21 protein-coding genes are annotated in these 18,798 nt (G+C 60.2%); 7 read left to right on the top strand and 14 right to left on the bottom strand.

Going from position 1 to position 18,798, the window contains the following annotated elements; translation table 11 throughout:
• Positions 1-102 precede the first annotated feature (102 nt).
• Entirely contained in the window at positions 103-645 is a 543-nt protein-coding gene (locus KW848_RS06620) for a helix-turn-helix domain-containing protein (protein WP_218536370.1), read from the bottom strand.
• Positions 646-804: 159 nt separating this feature from the next.
• Here KW848_RS06620 and KW848_RS06615 point away from each other — a divergent pair, with 159 nt between their 5' ends.
• The gene (locus KW848_RS06615; protein ID WP_218536369.1) at positions 805-1,587 is read left to right on the top strand and encodes an aldolase; all 783 of its coding nucleotides are present in this window, start codon (positions 805-807) and stop codon (positions 1,585-1,587) included.
• 29 nt (positions 1,588-1,616) lie between these two features.
• A complete protein-coding gene (locus tag KW848_RS06610) occupies positions 1,617-2,504 on the top strand; it encodes a dihydrodipicolinate synthase family protein (protein ID WP_218536368.1) in 888 nt (295 codons plus the stop codon).
• A 130-nt stretch (positions 2,505-2,634) separates the two neighbouring features.
• On the opposite strand, the gene KW848_RS06605 is transcribed toward KW848_RS06610, so the two are convergent.
• The 3 genes from KW848_RS06605 to KW848_RS06595 form a co-directional block, all read right to left on the bottom strand.
• Positions 2,635-2,979 (bottom strand): YegP family protein, encoded by a 345-nt coding sequence (locus KW848_RS06605; protein ID WP_218536367.1) that lies wholly within the window; start codon positions 2,977-2,979, stop codon positions 2,635-2,637.
• A 181-nt stretch (positions 2,980-3,160) separates the two neighbouring features.
• Entirely contained in the window at positions 3,161-3,466 is a 306-nt protein-coding gene (locus tag KW848_RS06600; protein WP_008025707.1) for a ribbon-helix-helix domain-containing protein, read from the bottom strand.
• Positions 3,467-3,480: 14 nt separating this feature from the next.
• On the bottom strand, positions 3,481-4,062 hold the full coding sequence (locus KW848_RS06595) for a DJ-1/PfpI family protein (RefSeq protein WP_008152949.1): 582 nt from the start codon (positions 4,060-4,062) through the stop codon (positions 3,481-3,483).
• Positions 4,063-4,343: 281 nt separating this feature from the next.
• Here KW848_RS06595 and KW848_RS06590 point away from each other — a divergent pair, with 281 nt between their 5' ends.
• The gene (locus KW848_RS06590) at positions 4,344-5,249 is read left to right on the top strand and encodes a DMT family transporter (protein WP_111451038.1); all 906 of its coding nucleotides are present in this window, start codon (positions 4,344-4,346) and stop codon (positions 5,247-5,249) included.
• 75 nt (positions 5,250-5,324) lie between these two features.
• Here KW848_RS06590 and KW848_RS06585 read toward each other — a convergent pair whose 3' ends face one another.
• From KW848_RS06585 to KW848_RS06570, 4 genes are all read right to left on the bottom strand, one after another.
• On the bottom strand, positions 5,325-6,539 hold the full coding sequence (locus KW848_RS06585) for an SAM-dependent methyltransferase (RefSeq protein WP_218536366.1): 1,215 nt from the start codon (positions 6,537-6,539) through the stop codon (positions 5,325-5,327).
• A gap of 286 nt (positions 6,540-6,825) precedes the next feature.
• The gene (locus KW848_RS06580; protein WP_111450902.1) at positions 6,826-7,443 is read right to left on the bottom strand and encodes a TPM domain-containing protein; all 618 of its coding nucleotides are present in this window, start codon (positions 7,441-7,443) and stop codon (positions 6,826-6,828) included.
• Between the two features lie 33 nt (positions 7,444-7,476).
• Positions 7,477-8,229 (bottom strand): YgcG family protein, encoded by a 753-nt coding sequence (locus KW848_RS06575; RefSeq protein ID WP_192406559.1) that lies wholly within the window; start codon positions 8,227-8,229, stop codon positions 7,477-7,479.
• A 43-nt stretch (positions 8,230-8,272) separates the two neighbouring features.
• A complete protein-coding gene (locus KW848_RS06570; protein ID WP_008152939.1) occupies positions 8,273-8,884 on the bottom strand; it encodes a LemA family protein in 612 nt (203 codons plus the stop codon).
• Positions 8,885-9,120: 236 nt separating this feature from the next.
• Between KW848_RS06570 and bglX the strand changes: the two genes are divergently transcribed.
• A complete protein-coding gene (gene bglX / locus KW848_RS06565) occupies positions 9,121-11,412 on the top strand; it encodes a beta-glucosidase BglX (RefSeq protein ID WP_218536365.1) in 2,292 nt (763 codons plus the stop codon).
• 132 nt (positions 11,413-11,544) lie between these two features.
• On the opposite strand, the gene KW848_RS06560 is transcribed toward bglX, so the two are convergent.
• The 5 genes from KW848_RS06560 to KW848_RS06540 all read right to left on the bottom strand — a co-directional run bounded on the left by KW848_RS06560 (position 11,545) and on the right by KW848_RS06540 (position 15,905).
• On the bottom strand, positions 11,545-12,702 hold the full coding sequence (locus KW848_RS06560; protein WP_218536364.1) for a phosphatidylserine/phosphatidylglycerophosphate/cardiolipin synthase family protein: 1,158 nt from the start codon (positions 12,700-12,702) through the stop codon (positions 11,545-11,547).
• A 1-nt stretch (position 12,703) separates the two neighbouring features.
• The gene (locus KW848_RS06555; protein ID WP_218536363.1) at positions 12,704-13,294 is read right to left on the bottom strand and encodes a YceI family protein; all 591 of its coding nucleotides are present in this window, start codon (positions 13,292-13,294) and stop codon (positions 12,704-12,706) included.
• Positions 13,295-13,414: 120 nt separating this feature from the next.
• Positions 13,415-13,744, bottom strand: coding sequence for an amidase (locus KW848_RS06550; protein ID WP_218536362.1), 330 nt, complete (start codon positions 13,742-13,744; stop codon positions 13,415-13,417).
• The gene (locus KW848_RS06545; RefSeq protein WP_218536361.1) at positions 13,741-14,835 is read right to left on the bottom strand and encodes a serine hydrolase; all 1,095 of its coding nucleotides are present in this window, start codon (positions 14,833-14,835) and stop codon (positions 13,741-13,743) included. The genes KW848_RS06550 and KW848_RS06545 overlap by 4 nt, the downstream gene beginning before the upstream one ends.
• 182 nt (positions 14,836-15,017) lie before the next feature.
• Positions 15,018-15,905 (bottom strand): acyl-CoA dehydrogenase family protein, encoded by an 888-nt coding sequence (locus KW848_RS06540; RefSeq protein ID WP_218536360.1) that lies wholly within the window; start codon positions 15,903-15,905, stop codon positions 15,018-15,020.
• A gap of 154 nt (positions 15,906-16,059) precedes the next feature.
• Here KW848_RS06540 and olsB point away from each other — a divergent pair, with 154 nt between their 5' ends.
• A complete protein-coding gene (olsB, locus tag KW848_RS06535) occupies positions 16,060-16,815 on the top strand; it encodes an L-ornithine N(alpha)-acyltransferase (RefSeq protein WP_008152922.1) in 756 nt (251 codons plus the stop codon).
• A complete protein-coding gene (locus KW848_RS06530; protein ID WP_218536359.1) occupies positions 16,815-17,606 on the top strand; it encodes a 1-acyl-sn-glycerol-3-phosphate acyltransferase in 792 nt (263 codons plus the stop codon). The genes olsB and KW848_RS06530 overlap by 1 nt, the downstream gene beginning before the upstream one ends.
• Before the next feature lie 108 nt (positions 17,607-17,714).
• Here KW848_RS06530 and KW848_RS06525 read toward each other — a convergent pair whose 3' ends face one another.
• Positions 17,715-18,293 carry an ACP phosphodiesterase gene (locus KW848_RS06525; protein WP_218536358.1) on the bottom strand — a complete coding sequence of 193 codons (579 nt, stop codon included), beginning with the start codon at positions 18,291-18,293 and terminating at the stop codon, positions 17,715-17,717.
• A 171-nt stretch (positions 18,294-18,464) separates the two neighbouring features.
• On the opposite strand from KW848_RS06525, the gene KW848_RS06520 reads away from it, so the two are divergent.
• Complete coding sequence (locus KW848_RS06520; RefSeq protein ID WP_218536357.1) at positions 18,465-18,767, top strand: helix-turn-helix transcriptional regulator; 303 nt, start codon at positions 18,465-18,467, stop codon at positions 18,765-18,767.
• Positions 18,768-18,798: the final 31 nt, after the last annotated feature.

Raw genomic sequence — 18,798 nt, 5'->3', positions numbered from 1 at the left:
GCCTTCGCGAGCAAGCCCGCTCCCACATTTGTCCGCGTCTGTCCGGACAACTCGGTCTAATGTGGGAGCGGGCTTGCTCGCGAAGGCCTCAGACCAATCGACTCATTCCTCGGCGCTATGCACCACCACCAGCAACTGCGCCTGAACCTCGCCCACTGACCGTATCCGGTGCGGTTTCTGCGCATTGAAATGCAGCGCGTCCCCACGATTGAGCAGCACCCGCTCGTTCATGAAGTCCACTTCCACCTGCCCCTCATGCACGAACAGAAACTCCTCGCCCAAATGTTCCTTGAAGGTCTTGTCGGCAAACTCGGTCGGCGGGTAAATCATGAACGGCAGCAGACTGCGCTCGCTGACCTGATGGGCCAGCACCGCGTAACCCGGGCTTTCATCGTTGGCTGCCAGGGATTGGCGCTCATCGCTGCGCACCAGGCTGTAACTGTCGAGGCTGACGTTGTCTTCGCAGAACAACTCCTCGACCTTCACGTTCAATGCCTTGGCCAGTTTCAGGGCGGCAGCGATCGACGGAGTGTTCAACCCGCGTTCGACTTTCGACAGATAGCTCTTGGTCATGCCGGATTTTTCGGCCAAGGCCTCCAGCGTCACGCCGAGTTTTTTTCTCAGTAATTTCAAACGGATAGACATGTAGAGCAATTAATCCATCAAGGGAGCAACGATTCTTTCTTGCTAATGACACAAAGTGTCATATAGCATCGCTTGTGTCATTTGCATTCACCCATGACCTTGCGAGCAACAAGTGAACGGCAAACCCGACGTCCATTGAACCACCCAAAGGACACCGATATGGCCAAGACCTTAGCACTACCCAAAGAGCAACTGGTCAAGCAAGCGCTGACCCAGATGCAAAACACCCTGGCGGATAATACGTGGACCGACCGGCAAAAGCTGGCCCTGACTTGCCGGATTCTGTTCGAGAACGGCCACGACTCTGGTCTGGCCGGGCAGATTACCGCCCGCGGCCCGCAACCGGGCACCTACTACACTCAACAACTGGGCTTGGGTTTCGACGAAATCACCGCCAGCAATTTGCTGCTGGTCAACGAAGACCTGGACGTGCTTGAAGGCCACGGCATGCCCAACCCGGCCAACCGTTTTCACAGCTGGGTGTACCGCGCGCGGCCAGATGTGAACTGCATCATTCACACTCATCCGACCCACGTTGCCGCGCTGTCGATGCTCGAAGTACCGCTGCAGATTTCCCACATGGACCTCTGCCCGCTCTACGACGATTGCGCGTTTCTCGAAGGCTGGCCTGGCGTGCCGGTGGGCAACGAGGAAGGTGAACTGATTGCCGCCGCCCTGGGCGACAAACGAGCGATTCTGCTTTCGCACCACGGCCAATTGTCCACCGGCGCGACCATCGAAGAAGCCTGTGTCATTGCGCAACTGATTGAACGCGCCGCCAAGCTGCAACTGCTGGCCATGAGCGCCGGGACCATCAAGCCGATCCTGCCAGCGCTTGGCCGCGAAGCCCATGACTGGACCGCCAGGCCGAAACGTCACGCCGCCGCTTTCAACTACTACGCTCGGCAGAACCTGCATCAACACGCCGATTGCCTGAACTGAAACCACTCATTTTCAAGAGGAGAGTCGCCATGTCGACCCCAAACATTCACGGCATCATCGGCTACACCATCACTCCGTTCACCGCCAACGGTGAGGGCGTTGATCTCGAGGCGCTCGGGCGTTCCATCGATCGCCTGATCGACGACGGCGTCCACGCCATCGCACCGCTGGGCAGCACCGGCGAAGGCGCTTACCTGAGCGACGCGGAATGGGATCAGGTCAGCGAATTCAGCATCAAACACGTGGCCAAACGGGTGCCGACCATTGTCAGTGTCTCCGACCTGACCACGGCCAAAGCGGTACGCCGCGCACGTTTCGCCGAAGCCCACGGCGCCGATGTGGTGATGGTGCTGCCGACGTCCTATTGGAAACTCAGCGAAGCGGAAATCCTCGCCCACTACCGCGCCATCGGCGAGAACATCGGCGTACCGATCATGCTCTACAACAACCCGGCCACCAGCGGCACCGACATGTCGGTGGACCTGATCCTGCGGATCTTCAATGCCGTGGACAACGTGACGATGGTCAAGGAAAGCACCGGCGACATCCAGCGCATGCACCAGCTGCAACGGCTCGGCGAAGGTCAGGTGCCGTTCTACAACGGCTGTAATCCATTGGCGCTGGAAGCCTTTGCGGCAGGCGCGAAAGGCTGGTGCACAGCGGCACCGAACCTGATCCCGCAGCTCAATCTTGATTTGTATGAAGCGGTATTGGCCAACGATCTGGGCAAGGCGCGCGAACTGTTTTATCACCAGTTGCCCCTGTTGGATTTCATTCTGAAAGGTGGCTTGCCGGCGACGATCAAGGCCGGTTTGCGCGCCACCGGGCTGGAAGCGGGCGACCCGCGGTTGCCGGTGTTTCCACTCGGCGAGGCGGGTTGCAGTCAGCTCCAAGATCTGTTGAAAGCATTGCGCTGATCTCAAAACACACACAAAACCAATGTGGGAGCGGGCTTGCTCGCGAAGGCGTGGTGTCAGTCACCTTCAATGTTGCCTGACACACCGCCTTCGCGAGCAAGCCCGCTCCCACATTAGATCGTCGGTGGATTCAGAGCACTGGCAGGGTCTTGTCCTTGATCACCGTGGTCGGTCCGTTGGCTTTGACGCTGGCGATGCCTTTCTCCAGCGCGGCAACGGAGGTGTAAGCCTCGCTGCTACCGATGATCTCGTGGTTAGCAGCCTTGAGGTTGAAGTAAGGATGGCCATCCTTGGTGGTTTTCTTCTCGTAGCGTTCATCCTTCGGGCTGTTGCTCTGAACCGACACGATGCCTTTGTCAGCGGCAGCGCGGGTGGTGTACAGCTCGCTGGTCAGAATGGTTTCCGCGTTAGCGGCCTTCAGTACAAATTTGAACTGACCATTGCTGCTTTTGCTCACTTCATACCATCCAGACATGCTCTTTCTCCTTGGCAATTGAGAGGTTTTGCGCTTCAGAGTAAAGACCAGGCGAGGATTTTTGTCGCCTGTACCGGCCCCTTCGCGAGCAAGCCCGCTCCCACAATGGATCGATGTACACAATTCCCCTGTGGGAGCGAGCCTGCTCGCGATGAGGCCGGTAAGGTCAGCACAAAATCACCTACTTCACCACCGCCCGCACCACCGATAACTCCGGCGCCTGCACCCGTCGCTGACTCAGATAACGGGTACAACTGACCCGCAAAAACGAGGCGAAATTCACCACCTCGCCGCGGTAGTCCATCACCTCTTCATACAGCTTGGCGATCAACTGGTTGGTGGTCATGCCGTCGACCTCGGCGATTTCGCTGAGGATGTCCCAGAACTGATTCTCCAGCCGCAGGGTGGTGACCACCCCGCAGATGCGCAGCGAGCGGGAGCGCGACTCGTAGAGAATCGGATCGGCTTTGACGTAAAGCTCGCACATGGAAAGGTCCCTCGTTACAGCGTGATTTTGGTGCCCAGCAACCCGAGGAAACCGGCGAGCCAGCTCGGGTGCGCCGGCCAGGCCGGAGCAGTGGCCAGATTGCCCTGAACGTGACCTTCCGTCACCGGGATATCGATGAACGTACCGCCCGCCAGGCGCACTTCCGGGGCACAGGCCGGGTAGGCGCTGCACTCACGACCTTCGAGAATCCCCGCGGCCGCGAGCAATTGTGCGCCGTGACACACGGCGGCGATCGGTTTGCCGGCCTTGTCGAACGCGCGCACCAGTTCCAGGACTTTTTCGTTCAGGCGCAGGTACTCCGGCGCACGACCACCCGGCACCAGCAGGGCGTCATAGTCCTCGGACTTGACCTTGGCGAAGTCGAAGTTCAGGGCAAACAGGTGACCGGGTTTTTCGCTGTAGGTCTGGTCGCCTTCGAAGTCATGGATCGCCGTGCGTACGGTCTGACCGGCGGTTTTGTCCGGGCAAACGGCGTGCACCGTGTGGCCGACCATCAGCAGCGCCTGAAACGGCACCATCACTTCGTAGTCTTCGACGTAATCGCCGACCAGCATCAGAATTTTTTTAGCGGCCATGGGGAGGACTCCTCTGGGAAATACGTAGGAGTATTCAAGGTAGTCCTTATCTGCAGGGTCGGGTAATAACCAGCTACTACCTGATGGACCGCGTCATCGTTCATCGCGGGCAAGCCCTGCTCCTACATGTCCAGTGTCGTTCTCACCTGTAGGAGCAAGGCTTGCCCGCGATGGCGTCCGCAAACTGTACGGATAACTCTGCACCTAGCTGTAACAGCAGCAAACGCCGGGTTTATGGCTAGATAAAGATCTTCCCGCCACCCTCGATTCTGGTTGCCATCATGTCCTCGCGCGAAAACACCGGCATGGCCCTCGGCCTGCTCGGCGTTGTGATCTTCAGCCTCACCCTGCCCTTCACACGGATCGTCGTGCAGGAACTCCATCCGCTGCTCAACGGCCTGGGCCGTGCGCTGTTCGCGGCGGTTCCGGCGGCGTTGCTGTTGCTCTGGCGTCGGGAAAAATGGCCGACCTGGAAACAGGTCAAAGGCCTGACCTTGGTGATTGCCGGGGTGATCCTCGGCTTCCCGGTGTTGTCGGCCTGGGCCATGCAAACCTTGCCGGCGTCTCACGGTGCGCTGGTCAACGGCTTACAGCCGTTGTGCGTGGCGCTGTACGCCGCGTGGTTGTCCCACGAACGACCGTCGAAAGCCTTCTGGGCCTGCGCTGCGCTGGGCAGCGCGCTGGTGCTGGGTTATGCGCTGATCAGCGGGGCCGGCAGCATTCAGGCCGGTGATTTGCTGATGCTCGGCGCGATTGCCGTTGGCGGCCTGGGTTATGCAGAGGGCGGCCGATTGGCCAAGGAGATGGGCGGTTGGCAGGTGATCTGCTGGGCACTGGTGCTGTCGACGCCGTTGCTGATCGGGCCGGTGGTGTACCTGGCGCTGCAACATCAGGGCGAGATTTCGGCCAAGACCTGGTGGGCCTTCGGTTACGTCTCGCTGTTCTCGCAGTTCATCGGTTTCTTCGCCTGGTACGCCGGGTTGGCGATGGGGGGGATTGCCCGGGTCAGTCAAATCCAGCTGTTGCAGATCTTCTTCACCATCGCTTTTTCGGCGCTGTTCTTCGGCGAACACATCGAGCCGATCACCTGGCTGTTTGCCGCCGGGGTGATCGTGACCGTGATGCTGGGACGCAAAACCGCGGTCAAGCCCCCTGTGGGAGCGGGCTTGCTCGCGAAGGCGGACTAACAGCCAACGCAGATGTTGAATGTTACGGCCCCTTCGCGAGCAAGTCGGATCGCCGCACCGCCGCTCCCACAGGGATCAGAGGTAGCCGTCAGCCCGCAGCAGGGTTTCCAGGCAATGTTCGCTGATCTGGTAGAAATCCTTCAGCTCCTGAATCTTCACCAACAGCTGGGCCGGATCAACCGGCTCGGCACGTTTGACCGCCAGGATCATCTTGTTCTTGTTGGTGTGGTCCAGTGAGATGAACTCGAACACCTTGGTCTCGTAACCGCAGGCTTCCAGGAACAACGCGCGCAAACTGTCGGTGACCATTTCCGCTTGCTGGCCCAAATGCAGACCGTATTGCAGCATCGGCTTGAGCAGCGCCGGGCTCTGGATTTGCAGGCGAATCTGCTTGTGGCAGCACGGCGAGCACATGATGATCGAGGCGCCGGAACGGATACCGGTGTGAATCGCGTAGTCGGTGGCGATGTCGCAGGCATGCAGCGCGATCATCACGTCCAGCTCGCTCGGCGCCACGCTGCGTACGTCACCGCACTTGAACACCAGCCCTGGATGCTCGAGCTTTGCGGCCGCGGCATTGCACAAATCCACCATCTCTTCGCGCAACTCGACGCCGGTCACCACGCCTTCGGCCTTCAAGGTGTTGCGCAGATAGTCATGGATCGCGAACGTCAGGTAACCCTTGCCCGAGCCGAAATCCGCCACCTGAACCGGCTTGTCCAGCGCCAGCGGTGAGGTGGTCAGCGCATGGCTGAAGACTTCGATGAACTTGTTGATCTGCTTCCACTTGCGCGACATCGCCGGGATCAGCTCGTGCTTGCTGTTCGTCACACCAAGGTCGGCGAGGAACGGCCGGCTCAGGTCGAGAAAGCGGTTCTTCTCGCGGTTATGCTCAGCGGACGGCACTTCACGCAATTGCTGAGGTTTGCTCTTGAACAGCGAAGACTTGCCCTTTTTGCTGTATTCCAGCTGAGCCTCATCCGTCAACGACAGCAAATGCGCATTTTTGAATGATGCCGGCAAGAGTGCGGCGATGGTCGCTACGCCCTCGGCAATCGGCAAATTCTTGGTGATGTCGCGGGTTTTGTAGCGGTAGACGAAGGACAGGCAAGGCAGATCCTTGACCGTCAGCTGCTTGATGATCAGCCGCTGCAAGTCCACTTCAGTGCCGACGTACTTGGCCAGCACCAGTTTGATGAAGGCGTTATCGTCGAGGCTGGATTGCAGCAGGTCGATGAACTGGGCGTGGTGATCCGGCGCGAGGCTGGCGGGAGTGGCGGTGACAGACATGGGAAAAACGGCCTCGGGCGGTGCGGATCGGGGAATGGCGGGTATTTTAGGGGGGATGGCCGCTCGGGACACGCAGTTATTTACCGAACGGTGCGAATCGCGAGGCAAGTCGAGTCCCCTGTGGAGAGGGGACTTGTCCCCGTTCGGCTGCGAAGCAGTCGTAAAACCTGAGAACTCGGTCTAACCGATGAATCGAATGGGGCCGCTTCGCGACCCAACGGGGACAAGTCCCCTCGCCACAAAAGCCCTCTCACCACAGAAGGTGTGTCAGATCCGGAGTGTGAAATCAGCCCAACACCACCAACCGATTCGGCAACTCATTCCTCACATGCGTCACCGGTACATGCACCTTGAGCAACTCGCCACACGCCTCGACGCAGGTGACAAATCCCTGCAACGTCTGCCCCTGCTTCACCTGCTGAGTGAACGCCGCAACAATTCCCTCCCAGTTCTTGTTGTCCAGCCGTTTGGAAATCCCCTCATCCACCAGAATTTCCACATAGCGTTCAGCCTCGCAGACAAAAATCAGCATCCCGGTGCCGCCCACTGTGTGGTGCAGGTTCTGCTCCAGAAACTGCCGGCGCGCCAGGTTCGAGGCGCGCCAGTGACGCACCGAGCGCGGGACCAGGTGCGTGGTGATTTTTGGAATCCTGAACACCAGGCACAGCACGATGAAACTGATCCATTGCACCAGCAGCAAACTGTGCAGGGTCAGCCAGCCCGTGAGGTAATGCACGATACCCGGCACGACCAGCGCCAGCAGGCTGGCCCAGAGCAGCGGGATGTATGCATAGTCGTCGGCGCGGGCCGCGAGCACGGTCACCAGTTCGGCGTCGGTGTCGCGCTCGACCCGGGCAATCGCCTCGGCAACTTTGCGTTGTTCGTGTTCAGTCAGTAATGCCATGTTTAAGAATGCCCACTCGCTATTGTTGTGTGATCACCAGCCGCCCGAGGAACCGCCTCCCCCGAAACTGCCCCCGCCGCCGCTGAAGCCCCCGCCTCCACCGCCACCACCAAAACCTCCACCGCCGAATCCGCCGCTAGAACCGCCTCGACCGCCGCCGCTGGGCAGGATCCCGAGCATCTGGCAGACAAATACCGTCAGGATGAACAGCATCACCAGAAACACGAAGATCCCCGGATGCCGTGAGACGAAGTCGCTTTCCTGATTGCCGCCGGAGTCATACACCGTGGACGGCTCATCCAGTGGATTGCCGCCCAGCACCACGAGCATCGCCGCGACCCCGTCGCTGATGCCCTTGCTGAAGTTACCGGTCTTGAACGCCGGGGTGATCACCTGATTGATGATCACCGAGCTCTGCGCATCGGTCAGCCGATCTTCCAGGCCATAACCGACCTCAATCCGCAGCTTGCGATCATCGCGCGCGACGATCAGCAATGCACCGTTGTTCTTGTCCTTCTGGCCAATACCCCAGTAGCGCCCCAGTTGATAACCGAAGTCCGCAATGTCGGTACCCTGCAAATCCGGCAACGTGACCACCACCAGCTGCTCGCCGGTGGCTTTTTCATGGGCCTGAAGCTGTTGCGTCAGCTGCTCACGCACCGCAGGCTCGATCATCTGGGCGTTATCGACCACCCGCCCGGTCAGTTCCGGAAACTTCAACGCAGCCTGGGCCGTCAGGGCAAACACCCAGAGCAACAGCACCAGGCCAACTTTCAACGCACGCATTGGCAACCTCATCCTTGGTGACGCTTCAAGCCCATACCGGCGCTTACTGGAACTTCACTTGAGGCGCTTTTTCCGCATCGGGGCTGGTGGCCTCGAAAGTTTCGCGGATCGGCAAATCGCTGTACATCACCGAGTGCCACAGGCGACCGGGGAAGGTCCGCAGTTCCGTGTTGTATTTCTGCACGGCGAGGATGAAGTCCCGGCGCGCCACGGCAATGCGGTTCTCGGTGCCTTCAAGTTGCGATTGCAACGCCAGGAAGTTCTGGTTGGCCTTGAGGTCCGGGTAACGCTCGGACACCACCATCAAACGGCTCAAGGCACCGGTCAGCTGATCCTGGGCCTGCTGGAACTGTTTGAGTTTTTCCGGGTTATCCAGGGTTTTGGCATCGACCTGGATCGAAGTGGCCTTGGCCCGGGCTTCAATCACGGCGGTCAGGGTTTCTTCTTCGTGCTTGGCGTAGCCCTTGACGGTTTCCACCAGGTTGGGAATCAGGTCGGCGCGGCGCTGGTACTGGTTCTGCACCTGGCCCCAGGCAGCCTTGGCCTGTTCGTCGAGGGTCGGAATCGTATTGATGCCGCAGCCGGCCAGCAGTGTGGTCAGCAACATCAAGGCTGCAACTTGCAGGCTCGACCGATAGTGGTGTCGTACATTCATCTGGTTAATGCTCCCTTGCACATTCCGTTGAAAAACAACCTTCGAACTTTGAACCCGGCTCTTGGGGCATAATCTGCCGCCGCCACTGGATTGCATCGAGCCAATGGGCTAAAAGATGCCCCAGCGCGAAAACACGCGGAAGTGTGCTGCATTTACCTGAACAACAATAGTCGCTCCCTAAATTTTGGCTGACCGGCGCGTATTCACTGCCGTTTAGGCTTTTGAGAAAACTATTCATGAAGAAGCTGTGTTTGCTGGGCCTGTTCGTCAGCCTGGCCAGTCATAACGTATTGGCCGCCACGACGCCCGCTCCTCTGGAAAACAAGGACGCGTTCATCAGCAACCTGATGAAGCAAATGACCCTCGATGAAAAGATCGGCCAGTTGCGCCTGATCAGCATCGGCCCGGAAATGCCTAGGGAGCTGATCCGCAAGGAAATCGCTGCCGGCAATATCGGTGGCACGTTCAACTCGATCACCCGCCCGGAAAACCGTCCGATGCAGGACGCGGCCATGCGCAGCCGGCTGAAGATCCCGATGTTCTTCGCCTATGACGTGATCCACGGCCACCGCACCATTTTCCCGATTCCGATAGCCCTGGCCTCGAGTTGGGACATGGACGCCATCGGCCTGTCCGGGCGCATCGCCGCCAAGGAAGCCGCGGCGGACAGCCTCGACATCACCTTCGCGCCGATGGTCGACATCTCCCGCGACCCGCGCTGGGGCCGGACTTCCGAAGGCTTCGGTGAAGACACGTACCTGGTGTCGCGCATCGCCGGCGTCATGGTCAAAGCCTTCCAGGGCACGGGCGCGAACGCGGCCGACAGCATCATGGCCAGCGTCAAGCACTTTGCCCTGTATGGCGCGGTCGAGGGCGGTCGCGACTACAACGTCGTCGACATGAGCCCGGTCAAGATGTTCCAGGACTACCTGCCACCGTACCGTGCGGCTATCGACGCCGGTGCTGGCGGGGTAATGGTCGCGTTGAACTCGATCAACGGCGTGCCGGCCACCGCCAACACCTGGCTGATGAACGACCTGTTGCGCAAGCAATGGGGCTTCAAAGGCCTGGCCGTCAGCGACCACGGGGCGATTTTCGAGTTGATCAAACACGGCGTTGCCCGTGACGGTCGCGAAGCCGCGAAGCTGGCGATCAAGGCTGGCATCGACATGAGCATGAACGACACCCTCTACGGCAAAGAGCTGCCGGGGCTGTTGAAGGCGGGTGAGATCCAGCAAAGCGACATCGACAACGCCGTGCGTGAAGTGCTCGCCGCCAAGTACGACATGGGCCTGTTCAAGGACCCGTACCTGCGCATCGGCAAGGCTGAGGATGATCCGGCCGACACGTACGCCGAAAGCCGCTTGCACCGCGCCGAGGCCCGTGATGTCGCGCGTCGCAGCATGGTGTTGCTGAAGAACCAGGGCGAAACCCTGCCGCTGAAGAAAACCGCGAAAATCGCCCTTGTCGGCCCGCTGGCCAAGGCACCGATCGACATGATGGGCAGCTGGGCCGCCGCCGGTAAGCCCGCGCAATCGGTGACCCTGTTCGACGGCATGACCACGGCACTGGGCGCGCAATCGACGCTGATCTACGCCCGTGGCGCCAACATCACCAGCGACAAGAAGGTCCTGGATTACCTGAACTTCCTCAACTTCGACGCACCGGAAGTGGTGGACGATCCGCGCTCGGCCCAAGTGCTGATCGACGAAGCGGTGAAAGCCGCCAAGGATGCCGATGTGGTGGTGGCAGCAGTGGGCGAATCCCGTGGCATGTCCCACGAATCGTCGAGCCGCACCGACCTGAACATCCCGGCCAACCAGCGCGATTTGATCAAGGCCCTGAAGGCCACCGGCAAACCGTTGGTGTTGGTATTGATGAACGGCCGTCCGCTGACGATTCTCGAAGAGAAGGAACAGGCCGACGCGATCCTGGAAACCTGGTTCACCGGTACCGAAGGCGGCAACGCCATCGCCGACGTGCTGTTTGGCGACTACAACCCGTCGGGCAAATTGCCGATCACCTTCCCGCGTTCGGTAGGCCAGATTCCGACCTACTACAACCACCTGAGCATTGGCCGGCCGTTCACGCCGGGCAAACCGGGCAACTACACCTCGCAGTATTTCGATGACACCACAGGTCCCCTGTTCCCGTTCGGCTTCGGTCTGAGCTACACCGATTTCAGCCTGAGCGACATGGCGCTGTCGTCGACCACACTGAACAAAACCGGCAAGCTCGACGCCAGCGTCATGGTGAAAAACACCGGCAAGCGTGACGGCGAAACCGTGGTGCAGTTGTACATCCAAGACGTGACCGGCTCGATGATCCGCCCGCTCAAGGAGCTGAAGAACTTCCAGAAAATCATGCTCAAGGCCGGCGAACAGAAAGTCGTGCACTTCACCATCACCGAGGATGACCTGAAGTTCTACAACACCCAGCTCAAGTACGCGGCAGAACCGGGCAAGTTCAATGTGGAGATCGGCCTGGATTCTCAGGACGTGACGCAGCAGAGCTTCGAATTGCTGTAACCCCTGAAACACCGCAATAAAACTGTGGGAGCGGGCTTGCTCGCGAAAGCGGACTTTCAGTCGACATCATCGCTGACTGACAGTCCGCTTTCGCGAGCAAGCCCGCTCCCACAGTGGTTTTTGGTGTGACGACTATCCGCGTCGATCCAGCAGATTCACCACCAGTCGATCCACCCATCCCCAAATCCTTTGCTTCACCCGCCGCCACAGCGGCCGGCGTTGCCATGCTTCCAGGCTGACTTCCTGGCTCTGCGCAAAGTCCCTCTCGAAACTTGCCGCCACCGCACGCGTCAGCCCCGGGTCCAGTGCTTCCAGGTTGGCTTCCAGGTTGAAGTGCAAATTCCAGTGATCGAAATTGCACGAGCCGATGCTCACCCAGTCGTCGATCAGGACCATTTTCAAGTGCAGGAAACACGGCTGGTATTCGAAGATCGCCACCCCGGCCTTGAGCAATCGCGGGTAGTAGCGATGCCCGGCGTAGCGCACCGACGGGTGATCGGTGCGTGGCCCGGTCAGCAGCAGGCGCACATCGACACCTCGGCCGGCAGCCCGGCGCAGTGAGCGGCGGACTTTCCAGGTCGGCAGGAAATACGGCGTCGCCAGCCAGATCCGCTGCTGGCCGCTGTTCAGCGCGCGAGTCAATGATTGCAGGATGTCCCGGTGCTGGCGGGCGTCGGCATAGGCGACCCGGCCCATGCCCTCGCCCATCGATGGCACGCGTGGCAGACGCGGCAGGCCGAAATGCGAAGCGGGTTTCCAGGCGCGCCGATGGCGGTTGGCAATCCATTGACGGTCGAACAGCAGCTGCCAGTCGATGACCAAGGGGCCGGTGATTTCCACCATCACTTCGTGCCATTCGCTGGTGTCTTCGCCCGGCGTCCAGAATTCATCGGTCACCCCGGTGCCGCCCACCACGGCCATGCTCTGATCGACCAGCAACAACTTGCGGTGATCGCGGTAGAAGTTACCCACCCAGCGCCGCCAGCTCAGGCGATTGTAGAAACGCAGTTCCACGCCCGCCGCCATCAATCGCCGACGCAAGGTCAGGGTGAACGCGAGGCTGCCGTAATCATCGAACAGGCAGCGCACGCGCACGCCACGTTCGGCTGCCTGGACCAACGCCTGAACCATCGCCTCGGCACAGGCACCCGCCTCCACCAGGTACAGCTCCAGTTCGACCTGCTCTTCGGCGCGGGCAATCGCGACCAACATCCGTGGGAAAAACTGCGGACCGTCGATCAACAGTTCAAAACGGTTGCCTTCACGCCAGGGGAAAATTGCGCCGGCCATGTCAGCGCGCCGTGAAAATCAGTACCGCACCCACCGGCACCGACAGACTGATGGCCGACAAACCGGCGACCTTGCGCAAACTTTCCAGACCGGGGGCCAGGTCGAAATCCGCGGCATTGATGATCAGCGGTTCGAGGGTCACCACCTGGAAGCGCCGGTCATCGAGACGAGTCGCCAGCAGTTCGGCGTTGTATTCGTGTTGTTTGCCATGCAGGTTGACGGTCAGCGGCAGGCGCAATTCAAGTTGCGCGCCGGGCGCCAGATCGTTGATCGGCCGCAGATCGATCTGCGTGGTGATCAGCGCTTGGGGGAAAGTCTGGATTTCAAACAGGTCCTTGCGCATGCGTTCATCGCGCAGCGGGATGCCACTGTTGACCGAGTCCAGCTCGACTTCCACCTCGGCCAGGCCTTTGGGATCGACCTTGCCGTGCAGCACCAGAAAGCGCTGCACTTCGCAGATACTGGTGTTTTTGGTGCTGATGAACGACAGCCGCGAGGACTCGCCATCCAGATACCAATCGGCGTGGGCCGACAGCGTGGCGCTGGCCAACAGCAGAAAGGCGAGGGTTTTGCAGAGGACGCGGTTGAACATAGAGACTCGTGGGGCAGATAAACGTGAGCTGAACCTTAACTGGCCTGAGGCAGGTTGCAAACTCTAATGCCACGGATCTTGGGTCAAACACATTCCCTACAAAAGCCCAACTCGCCGAAGTCAGGGTGACAGACGGCAACCTTGGCGTTCGCTGATCCATTGCGCGCTGTTGTTGCGGCCCATGCCGCTGACGGTGACGCGTTTGCTGGCGGGGTCATCAGTAAAGCCACTGGTCGGCAGCCACTGCTTCACATAGCTGTGGCAATACTCGGCCGGGTCGTTCATCACGTAGCGGCACGAACAATATTCCTTGGCGGTGTAGGCGCTGATGATGTCCGGGAAGGCCCACAGCGCCACGCGCTCTTGCCAGATCCAGCCGAGCAAGGCGATCGACAGGATCAACAACAGCGTGCCGAGCGGTCGGCGACGAACGAAGCTGCGACGTTTCATGGCAGCACCTTCGCGGCAAATGCCTGGAGCGCGAGCTTGAGCAATTCGTTGTGCCGGTAGCTGCCGTCGCGGTCATCGCCGTAGCGCACGATCACCAGGTGTTCGCTGGGAATCACGTACATCGCCTGCCCCCAATGACCCAGCGCGGCGAAGGTGTCGGCAGGTGCATCGGGCCATGGTTTTGCGGCGCCTTCCACTTCGCGGTTAAGCCACCAATGGCCGCCGGGCACGGCGTCGTCCTGATTGGCTTGATAGTGGGCGAACGGTTCGCGGTTAAAAATGACCCAGTCCTTGGGCAGCAATTGCCGCTCGCCCCAGCGGCCGTCGCGGGCCATCAGCAGACCAACTCGCGCAAGGTCTCGGGCGGTGAGGTAGGCGTAGGACGAAGCGACGAAGGTTCCCGTGGCGTCGGTTTCCCAGACGGCGTGGCGAATCCCCAAGGGCTCGAACAGAGCCGTCCATGGATAGTCCGGATAGCGGGTCGGGCCGACGATGGTTTTCAGCGCAGCGGATAACAAATTGCTGTCACCGCTGGAGTAACGGAATGCCTGACCGGGTTTGGCGTATTCACCGTGATCGGCGGTGAACGCGGCCATGTCCGGGTGGCCACGGGTGTAGAGCATCGCGACCACCGAGGATTTCAACGGCGCGTACTCATAGTCCTCCTGCCAGTCCAGACCCGAGGCCCAGTGCAGCAGGTCGGCCATGGTCATCGTCGGGTGTTTTTCCAGCGGCGGATAAAATGTCTGCACCGGGTCCCGGAGCTTGAACAGCCCTTCGCCATAGGCCACGCCGAGGACCGTGGCCATCAGGCTTTTGCTGATTGACCAGGTCAGGTGCGGGGTGTCGGCGGTGGTCGGACCGGCGTAGCGTTCGTAGATCAGTTGACCGTCGCGGATCACCAGCAAGGCGTCGGTGCGGATGCCTTTTCGGGTGGCCTCATCACGGGGTGGGAAGGCGTAAGTTTCCAGCGCTTGAAGCGCCGGCCCGCTGACTGTCGGACCGATTGACCATTGCTCGGCCGGCCAGTATTCGGCGTGGGCCGTGAGGCTGAGCAGGAGCATAAAGATCAGGGACAAGCCTTTGGACATGGTGGGGGCTCGGAGGGATGGACCTGCTGAGCCTAGTCGCCATTGATGACAGTTCCGGGATTTGTGTTGCCAATGAGGTCGCCTTCGCGGGCAAGCCCGCTCCCACAGGGATTGTGTGTTGTTCACCATTTGCGTCGCACCACCGCTCACTGTGGGAGCGGGCTTGCTCGCGAAGGGGCCCGTCAATCCAGCGAAGATCCCGCGAGTGCCTTGGCCAACCGCTTCCCCCGCGCCCCCGCCGCCAGATCCATCACTCCCTGATCACGCTGCCACATCGCCGCCCACTGCGGCGGGCCATCGGCCAGTGCCTGAGTCACCTCAGCCTTGAGCCCATCGAACTGCGCAAACAAGCCACCGAGCAACACATGCCCGGACGGATTATTCGGCGCCTGCCGGCTGACTTCCGCGCACCCGGCCAGCAGCGCCAGCAAACGCAGTTGCAAGGCTTGCGGCCAGTCGCTGTCCTGACCGATGCCGTACAGCCAGGCGGTCATGGCGCTCAGAACGTAAATGTCTTCAAGGGTGCGAAACGGTTTGATGTAGGCCTCCCAGCCATCCCCCGCCAACAGTTCGCACTGAGCGTTATCGAGAAACAGCCGACCATGGCTGATGTCTGGCATCAACGGGATCGCCGGTAGCTTCTCCAGACGCACGCCCGGTTCACCGGGATAAACCACCGCCAGGCTCAGGCGCGGTTTTTCGTCCGGTGCTTCACTGCGAGCAGCGATCAGCAGCCAATCGGCGGCATCGCCTGCGGTGACAAAATCCTTGCGCCCGCTCAGGCGCAAATCGTGCAGACGGGTCTGCATGTCCGCCACCCGCAGGCTGCGCTGTTCGGTCGCGCACAACGCGCCGAGACTCAACGGCGCGCTCGGCCAGAGCATGCGCAACGCCGCCTGATAGCCCACCAGAAACGCCAGTCCCGGCGTCGACATCAAACGCCCGCCGGCCACCGCCAGTTCGAACGGCGTGACGTTGCCCAACGGGTGCAACAAGGTCGCGAAACCCTCGCTCAGGTCCGGGTTGGCGGGCAGACGTTCACAGCGGCGCAGCAGGTTTTGCCAGAGCATAAGAGGCTCCTCAAAGGCTGTCATATAAGCATCACCAAAGCTTCATGGCGATGACACCGGGGCTACATAGCCTGACTTTGCACAACACGGCTGCATAAAGAAAGTCGATCGGCTGCAACCCAAGACGGGTGACCGGCCCGTACGGAGATTCGCAATGACTCAGATCGCCCGCATCAGCGACACCGGCAATGAACGCCGCCTGCAAGCCGAACGCCTGGTGGGCGCCGAGGCCTTGCAGGAAGCCCAGGCCCTGCGCTTCAACGTGTTCAGCGGCGAATTCAACGCCAAGCTCAAAGGCGCGGAGCTGGGTCTGGACATGGATGACTATGATGTTCACTGCGCCCACATCGGCGTGCGTGACTTGAACACCGGGCGACTGGTGGCGACTACCCGTTTGCTCGACCACACCGCCGCCAGCAGCCTGGGCAAGTTCTACAGCGAAGAAGAATTCAGCCTGCATGGCCTGGTCCATCTCAAAGGCCCGATCCTGGAAATCGGTCGCACTTGCGTCGACCCGGCCTACCGTAACGGCGGCACCATCGCCGTACTCTGGGGCGAGCTGGCCGAAGTGCTGAACCAGGGCGGCTACAGCTATTTGATGGGTTGCGCGAGCATCCCGATGCAGGACGGCGGCATTCAAGCCCACGCGATCATGCAGCGCTTGCGCGAACGTTACCTGTGCACTGAACACCTGCGGGCCGAACCGAAAAAGCCGCTGCCGAGCCTCGACATCCCGTCCAACGTCATCGCCGAAATGCCACCGCTGCTCAAGGCCTACATGCGCCTTGGCGCGAAGATCTGCGGCGAACCGTGCTGGGACGAAGATTTCCAGGTCGCCGACGTGTTCATCCTGCTCAAGCGCGACGAGCTCTGCCCGCGTTATGCCAAGCACTTCAAGGCGGCCGTGTGATGAGTCGGTTACGGGTGTACGCGCGGATTGCGCGAGTGTTGGTGGTGGTGGCGCTGGGGTTGAGCATGGCCGGTGTATTCGGGTTGTTCGAACGCCTGGGGATTGCTCATTCGATGGTCCGTCGCCAGCGCTGGTCGCGATTTTTCATGGCACGCCTGAGCAATGCCCTGCCCTTTCGCGTGACCGTGCACGGTGAATTGCCGAAGGCGCCGATGCTCTGGGTCAGCAATCATGTGTCCTGGACCGACATTCCGCTGCTGGGCATGCTCACGCCGCTGTCATTCCTGTCCAAGGCCGAAGTGCGCACCTGGCCGGTGGCGGGCTGGTTGGCGGCCAAGGCTGGCAGCTTGTTTATCCGTCGAGGGTCGGGCGACAGCCAGTTGATCCGCAAACAGATGACCCGTCATCTGGAGCAGGAACATCCGCTGCTGATGTTCCCGGAAGGCACCACCACCGATGGCCGCTCGTTGCGTACTTTCCACGGTCGATTGCTGTCTGCAGCAATCGACTCCGAAGTGAAGTTGCAGCCGGTGGCGATTCGTTATCTGCGCGACGGGAAGCTCGATTCGCTGGCACCGTTCATTGGCGATGATGATTTGCTCTCGCACTTGATGCGCTTGTTTGCAAATGATCGGGGGGACGTGGAGATTCATTTGCTCAAGCCGATCGCATGTGAAGGTCGCGAGCGTGCGGCACTGGCGTTCGAGGCACAGCAGGCGGTGCAGAAGGCGTTGTTTGGGGCGATTCCGCAGGCGCAACCGGAACCACTGCGCCCCGCAATCGCGGCTTAAACACACATCCCCTGTGGGAGCGGGCTTGCTCGCGAAAGCGGTGTGTCATTCAGCATTGATGCCAGCTGACACACCGCTTTCGCGAGCAAGCCCGCTCCCACAGGGGGTTTATGTTGTTGGATAGTTCTGCGCGAAATCCTGAAGCTGCGGATAGAACAACCGAAAGTCATCGCTCAACGGTTCATACAACACTCGCAATTCCTGCATCGCTGCGGCCAGCTCCTCCGGTCGCGTCAGCCTCCGTGAAATCCCCCGCAGCACCTGCTCCAACACCGCAAATTCTTGATAGGAACCCAACCAGTCATTGGCCACCATATGCGGCGCGATCTGCGCCAGGCGTTCCGGCAATTGCGCCTCGGCGGACAGCACCCGGTACACACCCGAAGTGAATTGCTCCAGCGGCTGGTCGGCGTACAGCGTCCAGTCCCGGGCCAGGCAATGGTCGAAAAACACGTCGAGCACAATCCCGGCGTAACGCCGGCGGGTCATGGAAAACCGTGACAACGAAACGTCCACCAACGGATGGCGGTCGGTAAAGACATCGATGCTGCGATGCAGCTGGATGGCCGCTTCGATTTCCGGATCGAACTGCCCTTGCAGCCGTCCTTTGACAAAATCGCCATACAGACTGCCGAGCAATTGACCGGGGCGCTGGCCACCGAGGTGCAGATGTGCGAGATAGTTCATGGGCGCAGCTTAGCACTGCGCCTTGGTATCGTTACACTCAACATATCGTTATAACTCGATATACCGAATTATGCGGTCATCAGACCAAAATCATATTGGTATATCGCGAATTACCGATTTAAAGTTCGCCTCATCGCGATATAGCGTTTTACTCATCACGAGCCCAACACCATGACCCTCAATCTCGACGAAATAATAAAAGCCCTGGCACACCCAGTACGGCGAGAAATCCTGCACTGGCTCAAAGACCCGTCCGTCGAATTCCCCGATCAGTCTCACAGCAACGAGCACGGCGTCTGCGCCGGGCAGATCGATCAACGTTGCGGTTTGTCACAGTCCACGGTGTCTGCACACCTGGCAACCCTGCAACGCGCCGGCCTGATCAGCAGCCGCAAAGTCGGCCAGTGGCATTTTTTCAAACGCAATGAGGAAACCATTCAGGAATTCCTCAAGACCTTCAGCAAAGAGCTCTGACCCTTAACGTCAGCAAGCCGACAAGGAATCA

Source organism: Pseudomonas sp. PDM25 (assembly GCF_019219045.1).
Taxonomy (GTDB): domain Bacteria; phylum Pseudomonadota; class Gammaproteobacteria; order Pseudomonadales; family Pseudomonadaceae; genus Aquipseudomonas.
The sequence above is the reverse complement of the archived record's forward strand: the minus strand, read 5'-3'. Positions and strand labels throughout refer to the sequence as shown.

Coding starts and splice junctions, on each gene's coding strand:
- KW848_RS06620 (WP_218536370.1), bottom strand. CDS start 645: ATGTCTATCCGTTTGAAATTACTGAGAAAAAAACTCGGCGTGACGCTG.
- KW848_RS06615 (WP_218536369.1), top strand. CDS start 805: ATGGCCAAGACCTTAGCACTACCCAAAGAGCAACTGGTCAAGCAAGCG.
- KW848_RS06610 (WP_218536368.1), top strand. CDS start 1,617: ATGTCGACCCCAAACATTCACGGCATCATCGGCTACACCATCACTCCG.
- KW848_RS06605 (WP_218536367.1), bottom strand. CDS start 2,979: ATGTCTGGATGGTATGAAGTGAGCAAAAGCAGCAATGGTCAGTTCAAA.
- KW848_RS06600 (WP_008025707.1), bottom strand. CDS start 3,466: ATGTGCGAGCTTTACGTCAAAGCCGATCCGATTCTCTACGAGTCGCGC.
- KW848_RS06595 (WP_008152949.1), bottom strand. CDS start 4,062: ATGGCCGCTAAAAAAATTCTGATGCTGGTCGGCGATTACGTCGAAGAC.
- KW848_RS06590 (WP_111451038.1), top strand. CDS start 4,344: ATGTCCTCGCGCGAAAACACCGGCATGGCCCTCGGCCTGCTCGGCGTT.
- KW848_RS06585 (WP_218536366.1), bottom strand. CDS start 6,539: ATGTCTGTCACCGCCACTCCCGCCAGCCTCGCGCCGGATCACCACGCC.
- KW848_RS06580 (WP_111450902.1), bottom strand. CDS start 7,443: ATGGCATTACTGACTGAACACGAACAACGCAAAGTTGCCGAGGCGATT.
- KW848_RS06575 (WP_192406559.1), bottom strand. CDS start 8,229: ATGCGTGCGTTGAAAGTTGGCCTGGTGCTGTTGCTCTGGGTGTTTGCC.
- KW848_RS06570 (WP_008152939.1), bottom strand. CDS start 8,884: ATGAATGTACGACACCACTATCGGTCGAGCCTGCAAGTTGCAGCCTTG.
- bglX (WP_218536365.1), top strand. CDS start 9,121: ATGAAGAAGCTGTGTTTGCTGGGCCTGTTCGTCAGCCTGGCCAGTCAT.
- KW848_RS06560 (WP_218536364.1), bottom strand. CDS start 12,702: ATGGCCGGCGCAATTTTCCCCTGGCGTGAAGGCAACCGTTTTGAACTG.
- KW848_RS06555 (WP_218536363.1), bottom strand. CDS start 13,294: ATGTTCAACCGCGTCCTCTGCAAAACCCTCGCCTTTCTGCTGTTGGCC.
- KW848_RS06550 (WP_218536362.1), bottom strand. CDS start 13,744: ATGAAACGTCGCAGCTTCGTTCGTCGCCGACCGCTCGGCACGCTGTTG.
- KW848_RS06545 (WP_218536361.1), bottom strand. CDS start 14,835: ATGTCCAAAGGCTTGTCCCTGATCTTTATGCTCCTGCTCAGCCTCACG.
- KW848_RS06540 (WP_218536360.1), bottom strand. CDS start 15,905: ATGCTCTGGCAAAACCTGCTGCGCCGCTGTGAACGTCTGCCCGCCAAC.
- olsB (WP_008152922.1), top strand. CDS start 16,060: ATGACTCAGATCGCCCGCATCAGCGACACCGGCAATGAACGCCGCCTG.
- KW848_RS06530 (WP_218536359.1), top strand. CDS start 16,815: ATGAGTCGGTTACGGGTGTACGCGCGGATTGCGCGAGTGTTGGTGGTG.
- KW848_RS06525 (WP_218536358.1), bottom strand. CDS start 18,293: ATGAACTATCTCGCACATCTGCACCTCGGTGGCCAGCGCCCCGGTCAA.
- KW848_RS06520 (WP_218536357.1), top strand. CDS start 18,465: ATGACCCTCAATCTCGACGAAATAATAAAAGCCCTGGCACACCCAGTA.